This is a genomic window from Cuniculiplasma divulgatum (genome assembly GCF_900083515.1).
In the GTDB taxonomy this organism is placed as follows: Archaea; Thermoplasmatota; Thermoplasmata; order Thermoplasmatales; family Thermoplasmataceae; genus Cuniculiplasma; species Cuniculiplasma divulgatum.
Window position 1 is genome coordinate 1825414 of the sequence record NZ_LT671858.1, and the last position, 20627, is coordinate 1846040.

The following is a 20627-nucleotide window of genomic DNA, read 5'->3' on the forward strand; positions in this document are numbered from 1 at the left end:
TTTATGATTGAAATCAAAGATATAAGAAAGGTATACAAAGGAGGGAAGGTCGCTGTAGACGGAATTACTGAAGTGATGGACAAAAGAGTCACAACTCTGATAGGCAGAAATGGGGCTGGGAAGACCACACTTTTGAGAATGCTTTCAACACAGCTTTATCCTACCTCAGGGACTGCTCTAATTAATGGACTTGATATTGTAAGAGATGCTGCTAAGATAAGAAAAATTGTGGCCAGCATACCACAGGAGGCGTCACCTCTTGGAATACTTTCCCCTTATGAACAGGTCAATATGTATCTATTGGGTAGAAAATTCAATTTTTCCGATGCAAAGAAAGCTGCAAACGATGCTCTGGAAACAGTTGGACTGTGGGACGTGAGAAATAAGCCATCAGATACTCTGAGCGGAGGAATGAAGAGAAAAATGTTTGTTGCACTTGCGCTTGCATCTAATGCAGAACTTGTTTTTTTGGATGAACCAACAACAGGTTTGGACCCACTTTCCAGACTTGAGATATGGTCAGCCATCAAGAAGCTTTCAGGAAATGTACTGCTAACTACCCACTACATGGAAGAAGCAGAAAATCTATCAGATGTTGTATATCTTCAGGACAGTGGCCATATTATAGATAGGGGAACAGTTAAGAAACTACTATCAAGATTCGCAGGTAAGGTAAGGGTTGAATCACAAACAGAACTGTCCGATTCGTTTAGAGTGGGTGGGATATACGTGAAATATGATACAATTGAAAATTCTGAAACATACATACGAGAAGGCAGGACTGTTAAAAAAATCACACTGGACGATCTATTCATAATGAGGGGTGTTGATCTTGAATCTTAAATTCATTTTTACCTTTGCATGGTATTATGGTGTGAAGGTAATTGTCAGAGGTCCTTCGTACATTATAGCGTCACTTGTAACGCCTCTTACACTTCTCTTTGTTGTGTATGTTCTCACTCAGGGAGCACTTGTACAATATGCAGTAGTTGGAGGAATGATAACGCTGATAGCATCCATAGGCCTTCAAAGCGCAGGAGATGCCACGTTCATGAGACTTCAGCTAAGAATACAGGAAATGTACGTGGCCAGTGAAGTAACTCCTATAGATTATATGCTCAGTATGACCCTGAGCTTTCTTGCCTTCTCCATACCAGGTATAGTTGTGTACAGTTTCCTTGGTTCCTATTATCATTTGTACAACATTTTTACAGCACTTTACATGCTGTTCCTGATCTTTATACTTATCCTTTCTACTTCTGCAATTTCATTTATCATATCAAGCCTCGTAAACCACGTTAGGAATATATGGGGAATCACCTCAATCCTTTCCATTGTGATGACGGTAATCCCCCCAACGTTTTATCCATACACTTATCTTCTCGGGAAGTTCGGGCAGAATGGTCTCATTTATGCACTCTCGCTCTCACCTGCAACTCCAGCAGCGGTGTCGGCACAGATATTCTTCGGGCTAGAGCCATGGAACTATAATGAGTTCATAACAATGGTTATAATCATGTTGATTGAAACCATTGTTTACTTTGCCATTGCAAAATACCTTACAAGATGGAGAGAGCACTGATCAGGTAAGCTTTAATTTTTAATTCTATCTTAAACTTACATTCTACCTACACTGTAGCTGAATCCTATACACGTTTAACAATAATTAAATATAATATAAAGATGATATTAAATGAATCCAATTGTAGAAAAATATTCATTATCACTGAATTTCATGAATGAAAATGAATTCAGCGGAATATGCCACATTTTCTTAAAGAGCGAAGAGGAGAATTTAATACTGGACGCCAGAGAAATGGAAATAGAAAAGTTACTGGCCAATGGAAAAGAAGCATCCTATTCCTATGATGAAAGAAAGAGAAAAATTGTTTTAAAAGAAATAAGAACTGGTGAGGTTGAACTGGAAATCTCTTATAAGAGGAAATATGGAGAGGGACTGGCAGGCTTGTACAGAGCAGGTAAGGGAGATCAGTCCATGATAACAACACAGTTTGAATCCAATGATGCATCCACAGCTTTTCCCTGCTTTGACAGTCCAGCTATTAAAGCTAAATTTGAAGTCACACTTACAATTAGTGAGGATCAGGATGCAATTAGTAATATGCCTCAGATATCAAACAGAAAGATATCAGAAGGATCAAAAGAAATAAAATTTGATACAACGCCACCCATGTCTACCTATCTTCTATATATTGGTGTTGGAAAATTCCTCACAAAAACAAGAAATCACGGAAAATGTGAAATTATTCTCGCAAGACCAGGGAAAGATATGAGATCGGATGACTTTCCACTGGAGGTAGCGGATAAGTGTATAACCTTCTATGAAGACTATTTTGGAATCCCATATGCTCTCCCGAAGATGCATCTTATAGCAGTTCCTGACTTTGCTGCAGGTGCAATGGAAAACTGGGGCGCAATAACATTCAGGGAAGATGTACTGCTAAATAATGAGAATACAGACTCTGAGGGAAAAATATTGATTGCCATAGTTATTGCCCACGAGATCGCTCATCAGTGGTTCGGGAACCTTGTAACAATGAAATGGTGGAATGACCTGTGGCTGAATGAGAGCTTTGCCACTTTTATGTCTTCTCTCTGCGTTAATAGTTTATTCCCTGAATATGAGGAAGAAAAGACGTATTATCTAAATGAAACCGTAGGTTCAATGGCAAGCGATGCACTTCTGAGTTCCCATCCAATTAATGTAGAGGTGAAGGAACCTGAGGATATAGAACAGGTTTTCGATGATATAAGCTACGGAAAGGGTGGGAGTATTCTAAGAATGATACATCATTATATGGGAGAGGAAAAATTTAGATCAGGACTTTCCTCCTACCTTGAAAAATTTAGATATGGAAATGCAGAAGGAAATGATCTCTGGACTGAACTTGAAAAAAGTTCTGAGTTGAATATATCCTCAATAATGAACAACTGGATAAATCAATCAGGTTTTCCACTTATAAATGTGGATTACGATGGAAAAAATCTTAAACTGGAACAGCACCAGTTCCTTCTATCTGGAGAGAAAAGCGAAAAGATATGGAAAATACCAGTTTTTATACAGACAGAAAATGAGGAAATTAAAATCCTGATGGAGAATAGAACCTTTGAATTAGAGGTGAAAGGGTTCCAAAAGTTAAATTCTAGAGGAACGGGATACTATCAAACAATCTATAATGATTTAATGCTGGACAGTTTGAAAGAAAGAATGAAGAAAATGGATCCAATGGATAAGGCCGAGATTGTGGGAGACAGTTATTTCCAGCTGATTTCAGGCAGAATGAGTGCTGAAAAATTCTTCGCCTCTGCAAATGAAGTTGCAACATCTTTTTCAACACCATCCTCTCTTTTACTCGTCAATAATCTTGATCGGTTAAATGGTATTCTGTATGATAAGAATGAGTTTTCAAGATCAAGTGCTAAAATAATCAAGAAAATAATAGAAAGCGGTGAAAGTAAAGGCAGCAAAATGACTATACTTGACCAGATCACCATAAAAAAAGCAAAGGTCGCATATGCTAAAGTAAATCATGAGTTTGCAATGACAGAGTCTGAAAAATTCAATTCCTATTTCAACCTGAAACCTGACGATAGGGAGTTGGTAGCACTGTCTAAGGCAATAGTGGCAACTGATCTGGGTGAAATGATAGCTAAACTGGAAGAAGCAGAGGATGATTCAGATAGGGAAACGCTTATAGTAGCAATGGGATGGGCAAATGGAAAGAAGAACCACAAAAAAATAATTAAATTACTTATACAGGGAAAAATAAAGAAACAGGATGCTCCATCTGCAGTGTTCACACTCATAAGAAACCCGGATTCAAGAAAGTATGTTGCCAGTATACTTCTTCCCTTGCTAAGAAATATGAGCAAGGCTTTTGGGAACACTGGAATGCTCTCAACGGCTGCGTTTATGACAATTCCGTTACTTGGACTCGAGAATGAGGCAAAGGTTAGAAAGGTGATGTCTAAACTTAATTATAATGAGATAAGAATGGGTTATGAGAAAGGATTAGAAATGCTTGAAGTGTACAAAAAGATGAGGGCCTCTATTTACTAGGCCTTTCTCACCACAGTGATGAACTCTTCTATATTCCTGCATATAAATTCAGGATTGTACTCTTTTAGAATTTCTTCAATTCCACTTCCCCAGGTAGCACCTGCACTCCTTATTCCTGCAGCCCGTGCCGCGATTATGTCATAGGGTTGATCTCCAACATATATTGTATTTTCACTGATCGCACCTATTTTTTCCATACACCTAATTATGGGATCAGGTTCTGGTTTATGATATAGTGTATCTTCCTGACCTACAACAGCATCAAAATAGTCTATAAGACCAGTCATGGTTAATAAAAGATACGCAGTGTCACGGTGACTGGATGTTACCACTGCCATATTGATTCTCCTTTCCTTTAGATAATTCAGCAGTTCAATAACCCCTTCAAATGGAGATATGCTCTTTATATGCTTCTCGAAAAATTCTCTCCCCTTGAGATAGGCTATTTCCCCCTTCTGGTCATAGAACTCTTTCATCAGTAATTGCACAGGTCTCCCAATGAGTTTAGAATGTTCTTCATCTGTTAGCTTTCTCCCAAAAACTTCCTGAAACCCATAATCCGTTGCAACTCTTGAAAGGGTTTCACTATCAAGAAGCGTCCCGTCCATGTCGAAAATTACTGTTTTAATCATAGAATATCCCTCTTTTATTATTAATCAAACATATTTTCATTTTTCATGATTAATTCAGTTTAACCCAGAGTTCCTTGAACCCATAAACTATTGTACTTTCCTGTGGAATCATCTTCCTGTTTCTTAGTATTTCATATGAATCAAAGTTTTCAGTCATGTACTCCATCGCAATTTTAGCCTCAAGTCTGGCCAGGGGTGCACCAAGACAGTAATGAATGCCTTCTCCAAAGGCTATGTGTCTGTTTTCCTTCCTGCCAATAATGAATTTATCTGCATCTTCAAAAATACTTTCATCCCTGTTGGCTGAACCGATCCACGGAACCATTATGCTCCCCTTCCTGATTGGAACTCCACTCAGATCTGTATCGTCTCTTGCTACTCTGTAAATAGATTGTACTGGACTCCTGTATCTAAGCACTTCCTCAAGAGCCTGTGGAATAAGTTTGGAATCATCTCTCATGGCCTCATAAGTACCTGGATTTTCACTGAATGTGAGAAGAGCATTTGAAAGCAGGTTGGTTGTGGTTTCATTTCCAGCTACAAGTAGAAGGATAAAAAATCCCAGACTTTCCATCATTGTCAGCTTTTCTCCATCTACTTCAGCATTTAACACGGAATATACAAGGCTTTCGTCAGGGTTTTTCTCTTTTTCTATCATAAGTTTCTGGAAATATCCTTTCATATCTTCTATGGTTTTAGGAAAATTTGTAAAAGAAGTCTCAGACCCTCCAACTATTGTATCTGACCATTTCTTGAACATATCCATATCTTTAAGTGGTATTCCAAGCATGGTTGCAATAACAGTAATGGGAAGGGGTGATGTGAATTCTTTTATTATGTCGACTTCGTGTCCTTTTTTTGCATTCAAGAGGCTTTCTGCTATTTCCCTGATCTGTGGAGCCATTTTTTCAATTGTCCTTGGGGTAAATGCCCTCGATACAATATTCCTGAGCTTTGTGTGCTTTGGTGGATCGAGATTTATGATGCTCTCAGATATTGGTCCACCTGCTGGGTTGAAAGCTTTACCAAACTGTGATGAGAATTTGTTAAAATTTCCCAGTGTTTCTTTAACATCCGTATATCTGAAAACATTTACGAGCCTGTATTCTGGATCATAGTATACAGGGTTCTCGGATCGCATTCTTTTGTACCAGGGGAAGGGATTCATTATATCCCTGCTCATCTCATCCATATTCTCATAATACTGGATCTGAATTTATAATTATCTTCATTTATTGCCTGCTATGAACTCAGTTTGTATTATCTTGATTTAACGCTTTTGCTTTAAATATATGTGATTGTACATTGAGTTTAATTTGGGATAATGTCTTTATTGATGATATTAAATGAAATTTTAGTGTGAATTTATTAATTTCTTCTTACCTGTAGATTAACTTTAATGAACTCATAGGGCTTTATATAGTAATTTTTCATGTTATAACGTTGTCCTTCCCTAAGTTAATAATTATTGCTCTTAGAAGAAATTTGCAACCTCGAATTTTACTTGTTATACTATTTGCTTCCATCTTGTTGGTTCCGGCTTTTACATTTGATAATAATGAAATTTCCAGAAATATATCAAACAACTACTTTCTTGGAGATGTCCAATCTCAGAATAATACCATTATTAACAACAATACAGTTTGTTTTGTTTTGATAGGAAATTCTCTTGATGAATTAAACAGCACTGGTGTAAATTTTTACATCTCAGCAGAATATATTGTTTTGGGAGTACCAGCTTCCGATCATCTAGGTAACAGGGCTTCAATATTTTACAACACAGTGACCAATAAAGGAGGGAGGGTCTATATCAAAACTTCCCATATTGACTACCTTATATATTCAAGACTTAAACAATACGTAAACATTTCTTTGAATCAAATCTTTATGGAGAATTACCAGATAAATTCATTCACAATCCCAAATGATACAAATACTCAAAATGATATATTTTTCAACTTTCACAGAACTGACTATCAAGCAAATTCTCATATTTCAACGGTGTATTTCTACACACTTCCAACTTCCGAACTTGGATATTATGGACTTTCAGAAATTTTTTATACTTTACCTTCCCAGAGTAGTAAATTCAATGTTACGGTAAAAAATCCAGATAATTCTGGAGCGCAAGTGTCTATTGTCCATGATGGAATTCCAGGTGTTATTTACTCTATTAAAAACTATCAACTTCTTGTTTCACTTAACACTAAGGGTTACGGTAATTTCCGCTTTGGAACTTCTACAGAAAGACTTATGATGGACTCGTCTCCTCTTGCTTATAAAAACACGGCCAGTCCGTACTCCAACGTGGGACTGGCTCTTATGATAAGCTTTTCTTCACTGTGCATAATTGTATCGTTCACCTATTTTCAGAAAAGAGAACTTGTCAATAAGTTTCTATCTCTGCCAGTAAAAAGATATCAGTTCATACTAGCAACTTTTATTTCCTCTGTATCTTTCATACTTTTTGCATCTGCAGTTTCATTTCTTCTATTAGATATCTTCTGGAAATTCTACTCTGGCTTATTCCTAAGCCCACTAGATTTAATATATGTTGGAATAACGGAAATTCTAATAGCCCTCGCAATTTGTTCAATATATGTTCTAGCTGGGAGTTTTCATTCTTCAGAAAGGAATAGTTTTTTAAACACCTTCTTTGTGGCAATCTTTCCCCTAATCAGCATCCTTGCATCAGTATACTTTTTCGTTACTGGATCTGGCATTCAAATAACTGGTGGGACATATCTGGCAACACCACTAAATTCATACGCAATAAATTACAATTTTATTAGAGATATAATACCGCTTGAGAGTGATATTCAACTTAATAAATATCTCTCCGCATCTCCTTTACTTGGTTTAAAAATGACTAATAATATGGGTCTCCTGGGGATGGACCCCTTAATCATAATACTCTCTGCTATTGGAATTCCTCTTATATTCATGTCTATCGGAGTGTGGATGTATTCGAGAAAAACTGCAAATTTAATTTGAATCTGACTAAATAATATAAAATACAATTGGTTTGTAAAAAAAGATAGCCTCTCCTACTGCATGATGAGCTTATTCAATGTGAAAAATATGAATTTTATATTGGTCTAAGAAAAGTATATTAGTTTAAATTCCTTTAATCAGCAGTGCTGGGATTTAGAAAAAAACTCATCATAGTACTAATTTCTATTGTTGTATTTCTTATGTTAGCACCGACAATGATACCCACGGAGCCTCAGAACTATAAAAACCGATCGGTATCTCTTGATTCAGCCTCGCAAACAGATATAATTAAAAACCTACCCTCAAATGAACCAGTAAACCTATCCGGTAATTACAATTCAGAAACTTATGTTTTCACAAATCACAGTTTGATTAATGGGTATTACTGTAACCATGGAAACGTAAGGCAACCCTATGATTCCATATATGATCCTACGAATCATCTTATTTACGTAATAAAGTTATTTTCCAGTAGTATTTGTATTGTAAATGCTTCCACAAAGAGCATTGTCAAACAGATACCTGTTAATACCCTCGCCTCTTGCATGGTATACTCTAAGATTAATAATAGAATTTTTATTTCCAGCATCTGTAATGATTATGTTGTGGTATTGAACCCTTCCACAGACAAGGCTGTGAAAGATATACCCGTTGGCATAAATTCATACTCCCTTGTGCTGAATCCATCAGATCAGAGACTCTATGTATTTAATGAATTTAGTAAAAATATATCAGTTATTAATACAACAGATTGCAGGAGCGTTAGTTCGATACGCACTAAATATGGCACAACAGAGGGATATGTAAGTGAAAATAATGAATATTTGTTCGCGATTACAAATGAAAGTGAGAGCCTCTGTGTAATAAATATTAGCTCTCAAAAAATTGTAAAAATCATCAATACAGGAGCAATAATAAGTGGAATTACCTGCGATACTAACACCGGGAAACTATATATATCCTCGGCTGCAGGACCGGATATACTTTGTATTGATAGGAATACTTTAATTTCGGGTAATGAGATTCAAACGCCACTCGATGGAAAACTGTTCTTTTGTAGCTTTAACAACAGAATATACCTCTCTGATTCTATATCTAGCACATTTTCCTATCTTAACCTAAGTACAATGACCATGGGAAATATGTATAATGCCTCATCTTTTCCAGTATCGTTTACCCTCATTCCTTCATATAATATCATTTTCATTGATGAATTTGTTTCATGTAGTCTTTCTTTTATGAACTTTTCTACTTTTTCCATAATAAAGACTATCAATACGACCTATTCACCATATTCAGCAATTTACTGTGAAATAAATGGATACATATATATTACTCAGGAATTCAGGAATGATATTCTAATTTTAAATCCCAGTAATTTTAACATAGTATCAATAATTCCAGTCCAGTTATCGCCAAAATTAATTAGAGTTAATCCCTTTGATAGAAAAATATATGTTATTAATTCTATCTCAGACACTATTTCCGTTATATCACCCATAACGAACAAAATTCTTTATAATGTTAGAGTGGGTAATGATCCTACAGATATAGCTTTTAACCCGTTTAATGGAACTGCTTATGTTTCTAATTATTTATCTGGGAATATCTCTGTTATAAAGGCTAACTCAGGTGTTGTAGATTATCAATATCTTACAGGAGAAGGAGCAACATCCCTATCATATGATTCTAAAACTGGCGAATTGTTCATAGCAAATAAACAGGAAAATGAGGTTTGTATGATTCCAACTACTGAGACTAATACCAGCACAGGAAGCATATTGATTAATGAACCTTATTACGTGCTTTACTGCGAAGCAAATGAACTGGTGTATATATCTAACAGATCTCATTCACTTACTATTTTCGATCCTTCTAGCAGTAAATTAACTGAGATAAATACACCAAATTTACTAGGGGGGATGCTGTTTAATAATCCTTCAAAAGGTGAAGTTTACTATATGACATATAACGGGGAAATACTTATTTTTCAGAGTGGCAGTAAAGCTCCTGCCTATTACATTAAATCAACTTCTAATTTTGAATGCATTGCATTTTCTATTAACAGTAGGGAGATTTTGTTTACTGATCCTTCTCAGGGTACCATATCAATTCTCCATCTTAAATCGGAATATCCCCTAAAATTAACAGAGACTGGGTTATATAAGGGAACAACATGGTTCTTTAACCTGACCACATCAATTCATTCGGGTCCAATATCAAACCAAACATACCTTTTGTGTGTTCCAGAAGGTTCATATTCTTATACTGCTCAATCATCAAATAAGGTTTTCAATTCCTCAATTGAAGGCAATGTTAACATCAGTGAATCTGGAGCAAACCTAAGTGTGGAGTTTAAGAAAGTTTTTAATACAGTTATATTTGAAACAACTGGAAATTTAACTCTGAATTCGTGGAGCATTAGCACAAATAATATATCTAAAGGGTCTGAAGGAAATATTATAGAGATGCAACTTCCAAATGGCAGTTATTTTGCTTCTGTAGAAATGAAATCTTCATCTGGATCAATTGGATTCCCCTTAGAATTTTTCGTACACGGAACACAACATTATATCTATGTAAAAGAACCGTCTGTAAATAATGGTATTTACTACTTTCCCAAAGTAGTCATCGGTTCAGCCTTCCTTTTTATTTCGCTGCTTCTTTTGCTGTTAATCTACTTAGTAGTGGACAGAAGATCAAGGAATAAACTCTAAAATAATTGGATGTTCCAAATTTAATAACCAATGATTTTCAATATCTTATGTCAAGCTTATGTGAAACCGTAGACTTTCCTTATTTCAAGTTTAATTTGTCTGAAATTAAAAATGTTCAATAGCTACCATAGCTGATGAACCAATTCATAATTCTAATTACTCTTAGGGAATAATTGGGAAAGTTTATTATCAGTCTTTTCACTATTAAAACCGGGTTATGTCTATATCAATGGAGAGAAAAAAATTGGCTATTTCATTTGGAATAGTAATTCTTATGATTTTTTCCTCATTTACAGTATTATCAGCTAATCAGAGCGCCAGCATGAACAGTACCGCCCATACCAATTTCACGGAAAATGAGAGAAAGATTCTTTGCAGCGAACTGGGACCCAGAACCGAATTGCCTTACAGAGTAAGTCCCGGTAAAAACATATCTGGAAGGTATTATGAAGGTGAAATGAATGTAATGATTACATTCAAACTGCGGAATGAAAGTAGACTGGAAGGCTATCTAACGGATCTTTCTAATCCTTCCAGTAGTCTTTATCACCACTATATCACAAGAAGCCAGTTTACACAAAACTTCTCTGTTCCTGAGAAGCTATATAATCTGGTTGCAGATTATTTTTTAACCTTTAGGAACGCAACAGTAAGAAAATATTCTGATAGAATTTCTCTTATGTTAAATGCCCCTTCTAATACAATCGAGAATATATTTAAAACAGAAATACTGGAAAATAAGAGTGACAATGGGATCAATTATTTTGCAGTTGAAACACCTTCTCTTCCGCGTTTAATTGAAGCCCAGATTTCTCAGATATCAGGATTAAACAATACACCAGTAGCCCAGATAGCTTCACTCAGTCATGAGTTAATCGGCACAGGTTCTTCCAGTTCAACAAACTATTTGAACGGCTATCCTGCCCCAATTGTGTCCTCTGGAGTGCAGTACCTCTATGGAGCTGATCTTCAGGTTGCATACTGTACAGATCCTCTCTACAACGTAACATATCCTACCAACACAGTGGTTGCCACCATATTATGGGCGGGAAACACCAGTACAGGACAGCATGTTGGGCCTTTCAACCCCTCCAATATTTATGATTATTACAATACTACTATTCCATCTGGTGAGCCTCATTCCATATTACACGGTGTGCCCATAGGAGGAGCGCTTTATCCTGGAAAATCGGCGAACGATGATACTTCAGGAGTTACGCTTGAAAATACACTGGATCTTGAGATGATCGGTAGCCTGGCCCCTGGGTCTAACATCTACAACGTTTACGGTCCATCACCAACTGAAGCCTGCCTGAACGCTGCCTTTGCATACATTCTGAATCCAAATTCCACTGAAAAAGGTCTGAATAATGTTTCCGTTATTTCAAACTCATGGGGTACTCCTGAATTTAATGATACTGCATGGTTTGAATACCTTCAGGAGGCACAGGCAAGGGGAATCACAGTTCTTGCAAGCAGTGGTGACTCGGGGGATAATTCTGCAAGCTCAGAATACAGTGCTAATTCTAACTATACCAGCGATTTCCTAAACTTCCCAGCCTCAATGGCATATAACAGCTTCGGGATTACATCTGTAGGTGGTACAACACTAACGCTGACTGGAAATCTGCATATAAAGAGTCAGTCAGCCTGGTATGAGTACGAAAAATTGCTCACTATTCCTGTTGATCCAATCGGGAGCGTCGGAGGAATAAGTCAGGTTTTCAGTGAAACAAGTTGGCAGAGAGATAGTGAGGCAAACGATGTAATAAAAGGTGCAGGACTAGGTGTACCAGATATCGCTTCGATGGCGAACAACACTCTAATGTGTGTTACAGTAAATGGAGCTCAATCTATTTGTTCTGTTGCAGGAACAAGTGTGGCATCACCAACTGAAGCGGGAATAGTAGCTGATATCAATGCAGTTCTGAATCATTACGGTGAGAAAAACCTTGGATATATCAATCCAGAAATATATAAGGTTGCAAACCTGGAATTTTTTGGGAATTCCAGTATAAAGAATGTATCTTACTCAACCAACAGTGTCAATCAGATTTTCCTTCCTCTTGAACCTTTTTATAACGTCCATTCCGGAGGCAATGCACTTTACAGGGCAGCATATGGATATAATTTAGTAACAGGTTGGGGCTCCATCAACGCGTATAATTTCACGGAATTCCTGCTTGATCAGAACTTCAAGAATAACCCTGTGGCTATTTCGGGGGTTGAAAATATGATTAATATTTCATCCCTTAACTTCATTGATGAAGGGAATGGAAGATCCGTTGATATTGAACAACAGTACATAGTTTCTGATCAACTGGGCGAACCCATATACAATGTACATGGAATATTGAATCTTACACTGGATTCAAATTCCCAGTGGAGTGGATATATTCTCGTTGAAGCACAGTACACCTCATTTCAATCTAGGAATTTAATAAAGAACTACGAGTTTTCAGATAAACTAAAGCTTGGCCTGACATCATTCCCTTCACACCTTGAAATGAAGTCCATCCTGAATTCCACTGGAGATATGTTCGGTACATCCCTAATCTTCGGAATTAATGGAAGCTTTTTAAAAATACCCATGCCTGGTGGCGCATATATAATTGGATCTGAGAATTATAGTTACATTGACCCCTACTCATCGATCACATTCCCAGAACCACCCATAGTTTCATCAGGAGGAGCACTAGATCCAGAATTCGGCATAACTTCAGATTCATCCGGAATCACTTCGGTATTTTCTATTAAATCAGATGCAAACACATCCTTTCTCCTTCTTCCATTCGGCCGTAATGTATTTGTTAAGAGCAACACGCATATTCTAGCTAAAAAAAGTAATCTTTTGGGTGGGACAGTAAATAATATTGACTGGGAAAGAACGGGAAAAGATCAATGGTTCGTCACCTACGTTAACGGTTCAAGCGATTACGGTATTACGGCATCCCTTGAATCATATGAAGTTGATTTCGTGGAGAGCGGTCTACCCATAGACCAGAAGTGGTCATTAGATGTTGGGAATAGATCTTTTCATACAGATAGAAATTTTATTAAAGTATCCCTTATAAATGGTACATATACAGCGTCTCCTTTAACAATCGGTGATCAAACAGGATCCCCGGAAAATTATTCCTTCACTGTGTACGGGAAATCAATTTATTCTCTACCAATAGAGTATGAAACAAATACTAATGAAACTCTGCTTAGAGAAATCTATACTTCAATACCATCACTAAAATCATACGTAAAGGGAAATTCAATTAACAATCTCAATTTAAGCCAAACTAATCAGGATACTGGAACTGACACAGCGGCCATTGATAATTCCCTTGGCAGGATGTATACGATTGATTTTAGAACCGGGACAATGAGTATTCTCAATCTCACTACTGATGTTTATTATAACAATGTGCAACTTGGCAAGACTTCTGAACCTTATGACATTATTTATGATGACTACACTGATCAAATCTATATATTCAGCATGAAAACTGGCAATATCACATTTATAAATCCATCAACTATGAGTATTATATATAATGTTACTGTAGCATCACTTGAGGGAAAAATGGCATTGATGGAAGTCATGCCTGGAACCAGTCATTTTCTCATTTTCAGTAACCAGTCAGGATTCTATGAAATCAACAGCTCATCCGGTACAGTAAGAGATATCTTCAATGTAGAGAATTTTGATGAGTATTCTCCATATTACGCATATTCCTTAGGGAATATATATACAGTAGACACAAATTCAAACAGTGTTGTTAAGCTAAATATTTCAACGGGCCATATATCTAACTACTCTTTGCCTGGAGATATTAAGCCTCTATCCATATTCAACTCTGGTTTGAATTCGATACTTTTCATATCAGGAGTTGCAGGGAAAAATTATCAGTTGATTTCCTTTAACATGTCTGATAATTCATTCAAGATTGGTCCCTATTTATCTGGATCGGCAATTCATGCAACCTTTGACCCCTTAAACGGACTTGATTATATAGATACCTCCGGGACCACAGGTAGAATCTGGATTCTGAACCCGGTCAATCTAAGTCTAACAGGGAGTGCTTCTTACATCGTACCGGATTCTAGTGGCATGTTTCCTGGAATTACTGCATTTGAACAGAAAAATCAGTATATATATGCAGTTAACCCTTTGACTTCCTCAGTGTGTATATACAATGTTCAGCACTATTATAAAATAACTTTCAGACAAATTGGTTTGCCATCTATTTCAGAGTGGTTCCTTAACTTAAGTAAAAAGACATCTGGACCTCTCAGTACGAGAGAATATTTAATGAATCTGCCAAATGGAACATATATCTACTCCGGTTACAGTAATAACGTTAACTACATTCTTTTTCCCTATGAAAGCAAATTGATTGTGGAAGGAGGGCCGGAAATCACCAATCTATCCTTTGAATTTTCATATTTAGTCACATATAAAGAAACGGGGTTGCCCTCTGGACTTCCATGGTATGTAAATGTTTCAGACCTCAGGCCATCAGGTGGAATATCTGGAAATAGCTTCATAATAAGGATGCCAAATGGAACACATAAATATGGTGTGGCCAGTTCAAATAAGATTTACGCTCCGTATTACCATGAGAACAGTATAACAGTTAGTGGACATCCAAAAAATGTTACCATAGGTTTCTACCTCGTAACATTTAATATATCTTTCATACAGAATGGTCTGTCAACTGGCACGACTTGGGAAGTTACAGATGATGGATATAAAACAATTGCATCTACTACTTCTCATATTATTTTCAGTCTTCCTAATGGAACATATAGATTTAACTTACCGAATTTACAGTATTACTACAATGTTATAGGGAATATGTCCGTTAAAATTAATGGAAAAAATCTGACAGAGGAAATAAGTTATTTTCATTTTGCGTATATATCAGGTAATTTACTGCCACCCAATGCAATCTTAATAATTAATGGGAAGGTCATAAAATCAGTAAATGGTGCATTCAATGTGAGCGAGGAGGCTGGATATTTCCAGCTTTTTGTTAGGGCCAATGGCTACAATTCTTTCCATAGTGATTTTTCGCTGAGACCCGGAAAGTCCAGGAATTTTGAAGTGAAATTAACCAAAATTCCAACTCTGAATGTGTATTTTTACCTCGAAGTCTATGGAATTATAGGGGCAATAGTGGCAGCTATGATTGTTGGATCAGTATACCTTGCAATTAGAAAGAGGTGAAAAGAATACCTATAAGTTCTTCATTTAACATGTGATAAGATGGAAGATCAGGAACCTGTGTTTGATTACATAGCTGAAAATTATGATAAAACCCGGGGAAACCTTGACGAAATAGAACTTAATGTTCTATTGAATGCGCTAAAGGATTGCCAGAATATCCTTGAGATTGGGGCTGGAACAGGCAGAATAATGAAACCACTGCAGGATCATGGCCTTGATATAACAGGGGTTGATATATCAAAAAAGATGCTTCAAAAAGCCAGTGAGAAGGGATTGAATCATTTGGTAATAGGCAATGCAACAAATCTGCCGTTTCTGGATAAATCTTTTGATGCTGTGATAACAGTACACGTTTTCCATTTAGTTAACGATCTCGATAGAGTATTCACGGAAGCTTCCAGAGTTTCCAGAAAGTATATCCTCACATTTATCAGGGAAAGAAAACAGATAGAAGGTAAATTACCCAACAGGAGAGGTGAATTGTTTAATGTTGCTAGGGAAGTTGCCAGTAGATATGGGTATAGTATAGAACCGGGAGAGAGAGAATTCACAACCGAACAGAGGGAGAACTAATCAGGAGGTTTCCACCTGATGAAAAAATAAAGGTAAGAGAATATACAAGAAAGACTAATCCTGAGAATTTTGTAGAAAGGATGAGATATTCATCAAGGTTTGTTAAAATGTTCAGCCGAATTCCAGAGGAAGATATCTCAAAAATATTTTCTTTTACAAAGAAAGAGATAAAAAAACTGAATATAAAACCAGTTGAAACTGTAATCTATGAGTATCTGGCAATATGGTATCCAGATAATATGGAAAAAAGAATACTGGAACATAAAGGTGACAATCTCAGGTCTGAATCTAATTAAAGACGCAAAAGAATATTAAAATTGTTTGAGATATGAATGTGTGTCTATTAGTTCAGGAGAAACAGTAATCATTGGAGCTGGAAGTACTGGCACCAGCATTGCCTACTCAATGATCAGGAGTGGAATGAAGGTAAACCTTGTAGATATGAACGGCGTTGCAAGCGGTAACACAGGTAAATCCAGTGGCCTAGTAAGAAGTCATTATAGTAATGAAACTGTGGCCAGGATGGCAAAATTCTCCCACGAGGTACTTAGTAATTTCTCTGAGATTGGTTATTCAGGATATACCAAAACAGGGATGGTATATGCATTTCCAGAAGCAGATATACAGTCTGAGAAAATGAATGTGGAAATGCTAAAAAGAATTGGAGTTGAAATTGGAGAGATTGGGAGTGATAGACTTAAATCATTTTATGATCCAATAAATATGGAAAATTTTGATTACATTACCTTTGAACCCGAAAGCGGTTACGCTGATCCTGTCGCAACATCAAATTCATTCGCTTCCAGAGCAGGGGAACTCGGTGCCACAATTAATATCAATAAAAAAGCGAAGAAGATTAAAAAAGATGAGAGTGGTACAAGAGTTTATTTTTCAGACGGAACGGAAAGAGTATATGATCGTGTAGTTATGGCAACGAATATCTGGACCAATAAATTACTCAGAGATTCAGGTGTAGATGAAAGTGATCTATTACCAATTAATGCATCAAGGCATAATGTGATTTATTTGAGAAGACCTCATTTATATGCAGGTCCAAAACCAGTTCTCTGGGATATGGCCCAGCTTTCCTATTACAAGATGGAAGGAGACACTATAACTGCAGTTGGAAGCCTTGACCCAGAACTTGATAAGATTCAGACAGACAGTGAAGAAGAGATATTTGACGAAGCAAGTGAGGAGTTCATGGAAAAATATCTGGGAAATATATCCAGGAGATTGCCTTATATGGAAAACGCAGAATATATATCAACTGTGAGTGGAAGATACGACATGACGCCAGATGGAGAACCCATTATTGACGAGTTGTTTCATCTTGGGTTAGGTGATGTTTACGTTTGTGCTGGTTTAAGCGGACATGGATTCAAACTATCCCCTGCCATTGGAAACATTGTGTCAGATATGATTCAGGGAAAGAAATCCAGAGATTGCATGTTTGACTGGGAAATATTTAACCGGAAAAGATTCAGAGATGGAAGACTCATAGGTAGAAATCATAAGGATATAGGCACTTTATACTGATAAATGGTCAGTTATAGTACATTGGATCAGTTTCAAAAACTATAAATGATCTTTCAAAATAAATAATTCTTCAACGATTGATTTGAATACAGAATCCAGAAATTTTTCAAGTGGTGTATTAGGGATTTGATTATAATTACAAACGGTATTTGCAATATTTATTTTAAAAAATTTAACGATTTTCTTTTTTCGATTTTTTGAAAAACGTAATTGTGCCCTATAGACCTTTAAGTAATAGATAGCCAGATTTGATTTATAATGGAAATGCCTTACGTATTAGGTTAGAATTTTAATAGTCAATAAATAATTATAAAAAGATGAAAAATGTTCATAGATGATTTGGCTTTTGAGCTTCTTACGATGTCTCTGGCTGCATTGATGATACTGTATATGACATTGGGCATATATGTGGGATACAGAAGGAATGGTGATAAGGATATTGAGGGTCATCTGAAACCTGGTATGGCACCACTCACACTTCTTGGTGTAGTGATGCTTGCTCTTGGTCTATACGGTGAATTTGTATGGCCACTTCCAGGGGCATTCAACATACTGTACTATGATATGTATACACTGGTAGCAATAGTAGTGCTTGCCTTTGCAATCACTATCCGTCTTGGATACAAGATGCAATATGTTGGACTGTTTGCAGCCTATTCAGGTGTGATGGCCATATATTACGGTTTCAGGGCATATCAGCTCAGTTTGATAGGTTCGACCACATTGGAACTTTTCCTGATGTTTGTTGCATTCGGTGCAACCGGTATAATGTCTTACCCAGTTACATTAATAATAGATAGAATACCGCAGAGAGGAAACCCCAAGTGGATCGGCTGGACTATAATACTGGTGATTTTCTGGATAGCTGTGCTCGGTGCAATGATAGCATCAGGATACATAGGATTTGATGCAGTCTTTTCACACCTGGCTTCTCCCCCATAGACTTAAGTGGGAGAATTTTTTAAATTATTTTTAAAAAATTAAATTCGAGAATTCTCTTTAAATTCTTTTTTATACTATTAGAGTGTCTCATATTTCAACAACTGACGATTCTCTTAATCTTCCTTGGCCTTTCTCCTGATAATATGTTTGATATTACCATGAGATTGTATGCAGTGATCTTAAAACCAACTGCATGATCATATGATCTGTTATTCGTATACCACATATTCTCACAGTGTAATATTTCCTCTAAGATGGAAAATGTTCTTTCTATTTCCCATCTTAAGGAATAAAGGGAAGAATATTCCTTTCTGAGATCTATTCCTATCATTCTGTTCATGGTTAATCTATCAGATCTGATGCCTCTTCTTCTATTGGTATCAATTACCCTTATAGAATGTGGCATAGAGGAGGAATTACTGGGATCATAATGCTCTTTTCTGCACCGGCGTCGTGCGCAATCTGTTCAATATGTGAAGGTCATAGAATAGTGTACCACACTCAGACTCATAAAATGTATATATATATTAAAGTGTATTAATGTTATAGAAGTGATAAAGTGGACATAGATTCATATGGAAGAATATACAAAATTGAGGAGATGGGCTATATATTATCTGGATTACCTTCTCCAGAGATCTCAGTATGCTATGCAGCATCAGTTAGTTCATATGTCCATGACAAAACTGAAAATAACATTGCATCTTCATGACACAAATGAAAAGGAAAGGATACTCCAGAAACTTTAAACTTTCCATTGCGGGCCAAAGTATAGATAATATTTCAAGTAGCATGATGTTGGTGCTATTCCCATGGATAGTTCTTTCCATAACCAATTCTTCCTTCCTTACTGGCCTTGAACTTGCTATATCTGATCTGCCTCTTTCGGCTAGTTTTCTCGTCGGGTATTACCTGACAAAGTTGAAGAGGAAGAAAACAATTGAAGTCTGAGCAACAGCAGTTAGGGCACTCATACTTTTATTTATTTTCGTGGTGTTTCTCACAGGAGATAAGTTCTATGAACTTATTTCCATATTCATTGGATTCTTCGTCACTTCATGGACTGAGGACATAAGCACACAAATAGGTGGCTACTGGAGTAAGGAATTTATGGATGAGGATCAGTACCAGAGCGGAATTTCTCTATCAAAGTTTCTCAATATGCTTAGTATTTTAGTCAGTTATGTTATGGCCGGATTATTTATAGCTATAGGCATCGATCTGGCCTTTCCTTTGTTGATATTAGGTTATGCAGTCTCCACAATTATCAGGTCATTTATAAAGCCGAAGTCAGAGGAGGCACAGGAGGAACAGCCTCATTCGTTTAAAGGGGGCATTTCATACGTCTGGAAAAACAAGATCCTGAGGTACCTGATGATTCGAAATCTGCTGACCAGCCTGGCATTTGGTGGCTTCCTGGTAGTAATAGAGGTCCTTGTGAAATTTAGATACGCCGGTTCCCCCTTCGTACTTACGGTATTGCTGGTTGGTGGCATGATTGGCGGTGTGGTAGGGAGTAAACTGGGCAGCAATGTAAAGGGAAATCCCAGGAGAGTAATAGGGGTGTTAACAGCTGCATACATACCCATAGTAATTTTCATTCCTTTCAGCCCATCCTACATTTTCATAATTCCTGATTTATTCCTATTAATGTTTACCTCCCAAATAGATGGTGTAGTATTCAGCACGCTTTTTTTTAAAGCCACTCCAAAGGACTATATGCTTCAGGTACGTGGAGTACATAACACTTTCTCGCTTTTTCCAGCCGTAGTTTCAAGCGTTATACTGGGTGCGATAATACAGTTCATTTCCCTGGATTGGGCATTCTATGCTACTGCTATCCTAGTCGTCGGACAAATATTGGTGATCTGGAAAGCTAAAGAAATTGGAGACGTTAATATGGAGGAACAAAACTAGGTGTAATGAAC

At 36.7% G+C, this 20627-nt stretch carries 16 protein-coding genes; 13 read left to right on the top strand and 3 right to left on the bottom strand.

The window, feature by feature from the left end; genetic code table 11:
- Positions 1-3: 3 nt before the first annotated feature.
- The 3 genes from CSP5_RS09100 to CSP5_RS09110 all read left to right on the top strand — a co-directional run bounded on the left by CSP5_RS09100 (position 4) and on the right by CSP5_RS09110 (position 4081).
- A complete protein-coding gene (locus CSP5_RS09100) occupies positions 4-843 on the top strand; it encodes an ABC transporter ATP-binding protein (protein ID WP_021789722.1) in 840 nt (279 codons plus the stop codon).
- Positions 824-1582, top strand: coding sequence for an ABC transporter permease (locus tag CSP5_RS09105; RefSeq protein WP_241810757.1), 759 nt, complete (start codon positions 824-826; stop codon positions 1580-1582). The genes CSP5_RS09100 and CSP5_RS09105 overlap by 20 nt, the downstream gene beginning before the upstream one ends.
- Positions 1583-1693: 111 nt before the next feature.
- Positions 1694-4081: a M1 family metallopeptidase gene (locus tag CSP5_RS09110; protein ID WP_148690206.1), complete on the top strand. Its 2388-nt coding sequence runs from the start codon at positions 1694-1696 to the stop codon at positions 4079-4081.
- On the opposite strand, the gene CSP5_RS09115 is transcribed toward CSP5_RS09110, so the two are convergent.
- On the bottom strand, positions 4078-4713 hold the full coding sequence (locus CSP5_RS09115; protein WP_021789719.1) for an HAD family hydrolase: 636 nt from the start codon (positions 4711-4713) through the stop codon (positions 4078-4080). The genes CSP5_RS09110 and CSP5_RS09115 overlap by 4 nt on opposite strands.
- A gap of 49 nt (positions 4714-4762) precedes the next feature.
- The gene (locus CSP5_RS09120) at positions 4763-5905 is read right to left on the bottom strand and encodes a cytochrome P450 (protein ID WP_148690207.1); all 1143 of its coding nucleotides are present in this window, start codon (positions 5903-5905) and stop codon (positions 4763-4765) included.
- A gap of 335 nt (positions 5906-6240) precedes the next feature.
- Here CSP5_RS09120 and CSP5_RS09125 point away from each other — a divergent pair, with 335 nt between their 5' ends.
- The 7 genes from CSP5_RS09125 (at position 6241) to CSP5_RS09155 (ending at position 18699) form a co-directional block, all read left to right on the top strand.
- A complete protein-coding gene (locus tag CSP5_RS09125; RefSeq protein WP_148690208.1) occupies positions 6241-7707 on the top strand; it encodes a hypothetical protein in 1467 nt (488 codons plus the stop codon).
- A gap of 200 nt (positions 7708-7907) precedes the next feature.
- The gene (locus tag CSP5_RS09130) at positions 7908-10424 is read left to right on the top strand and encodes a YncE family protein (RefSeq protein ID WP_148690209.1); all 2517 of its coding nucleotides are present in this window, start codon (positions 7908-7910) and stop codon (positions 10422-10424) included.
- Between the two features lie 217 nt (positions 10425-10641).
- Complete coding sequence (locus tag CSP5_RS09135) at positions 10642-15645, top strand: S53 family peptidase (protein ID WP_148690210.1); 5004 nt, start codon at positions 10642-10644, stop codon at positions 15643-15645.
- A 39-nt stretch (positions 15646-15684) separates the two neighbouring features.
- Positions 15685-16218, top strand: coding sequence for a class I SAM-dependent methyltransferase (locus tag CSP5_RS09140; RefSeq protein ID WP_148690211.1), 534 nt, complete (start codon positions 15685-15687; stop codon positions 16216-16218).
- A 107-nt stretch (positions 16219-16325) separates the two neighbouring features.
- Entirely contained in the window at positions 16326-16514 is a 189-nt protein-coding gene (locus CSP5_RS09145; protein WP_148690212.1) for a hypothetical protein, read from the top strand.
- A gap of 40 nt (positions 16515-16554) precedes the next feature.
- Positions 16555-17757 carry an NAD(P)/FAD-dependent oxidoreductase gene (locus tag CSP5_RS09150; protein ID WP_172399465.1) on the top strand — a complete coding sequence of 401 codons (1203 nt, stop codon included), beginning with the start codon at positions 16555-16557 and terminating at the stop codon, positions 17755-17757.
- A 324-nt stretch (positions 17758-18081) separates the two neighbouring features.
- On the top strand, positions 18082-18699 hold the full coding sequence (locus CSP5_RS09155) for a DUF981 family protein (protein ID WP_148690214.1): 618 nt from the start codon (positions 18082-18084) through the stop codon (positions 18697-18699).
- Between the two features lie 94 nt (positions 18700-18793).
- On the opposite strand, the gene CSP5_RS09160 is transcribed toward CSP5_RS09155, so the two are convergent.
- A complete protein-coding gene (locus CSP5_RS09160; protein WP_148690215.1) occupies positions 18794-19105 on the bottom strand; it encodes a transposase in 312 nt (103 codons plus the stop codon).
- 153 nt (positions 19106-19258) lie between these two features.
- On the opposite strand from CSP5_RS09160, the gene CSP5_RS09835 reads away from it, so the two are divergent.
- The 3 genes from CSP5_RS09835 to CSP5_RS09170 are packed head-to-tail and all read left to right on the top strand — an operon-like array spanning position 19259 to position 20616.
- The gene (locus CSP5_RS09835; protein ID WP_172399466.1) at positions 19259-19411 is read left to right on the top strand and encodes a hypothetical protein; all 153 of its coding nucleotides are present in this window, start codon (positions 19259-19261) and stop codon (positions 19409-19411) included.
- A gap of 5 nt (positions 19412-19416) precedes the next feature.
- The gene (locus tag CSP5_RS09165) at positions 19417-19650 is read left to right on the top strand and encodes an MFS transporter (RefSeq protein ID WP_148690216.1); all 234 of its coding nucleotides are present in this window, start codon (positions 19417-19419) and stop codon (positions 19648-19650) included.
- A 21-nt stretch (positions 19651-19671) separates the two neighbouring features.
- Positions 19672-20616, top strand: coding sequence for an MFS transporter (locus CSP5_RS09170; RefSeq protein ID WP_148690217.1), 945 nt, complete (start codon positions 19672-19674; stop codon positions 20614-20616).
- The last annotated feature ends 11 nt before the right edge of the window (positions 20617-20627 follow it).

Coding starts and splice junctions, on each gene's coding strand:
- CSP5_RS09145 (WP_148690212.1), top strand. CDS start 16,326: ATGTTCAGCCGAATTCCAGAGGAAGATATCTCAAAAATATTTTCTTTT.
- CSP5_RS09135 (WP_148690210.1), top strand. CDS start 10,642: ATGTCTATATCAATGGAGAGAAAAAAATTGGCTATTTCATTTGGAATA.
- CSP5_RS09140 (WP_148690211.1), top strand. CDS start 15,685: ATGGAAGATCAGGAACCTGTGTTTGATTACATAGCTGAAAATTATGAT.
- CSP5_RS09130 (WP_148690209.1), top strand. CDS start 7,908: ATGTTAGCACCGACAATGATACCCACGGAGCCTCAGAACTATAAAAAC.
- CSP5_RS09155 (WP_148690214.1), top strand. CDS start 18,082: ATGTTCATAGATGATTTGGCTTTTGAGCTTCTTACGATGTCTCTGGCT.
- CSP5_RS09165 (WP_148690216.1), top strand. CDS start 19,417: ATGAAAAGGAAAGGATACTCCAGAAACTTTAAACTTTCCATTGCGGGC.
- CSP5_RS09120 (WP_148690207.1), bottom strand. CDS start 5,905: ATGGATGAGATGAGCAGGGATATAATGAATCCCTTCCCCTGGTACAAA.
- CSP5_RS09100 (WP_021789722.1), top strand. CDS start 4: ATGATTGAAATCAAAGATATAAGAAAGGTATACAAAGGAGGGAAGGTC.
- CSP5_RS09110 (WP_148690206.1), top strand. CDS start 1,694: ATGAATCCAATTGTAGAAAAATATTCATTATCACTGAATTTCATGAAT.
- CSP5_RS09115 (WP_021789719.1), bottom strand. CDS start 4,713: ATGATTAAAACAGTAATTTTCGACATGGACGGGACGCTTCTTGATAGT.
- CSP5_RS09160 (WP_148690215.1), bottom strand. CDS start 19,105: ATGCCACATTCTATAAGGGTAATTGATACCAATAGAAGAAGAGGCATC.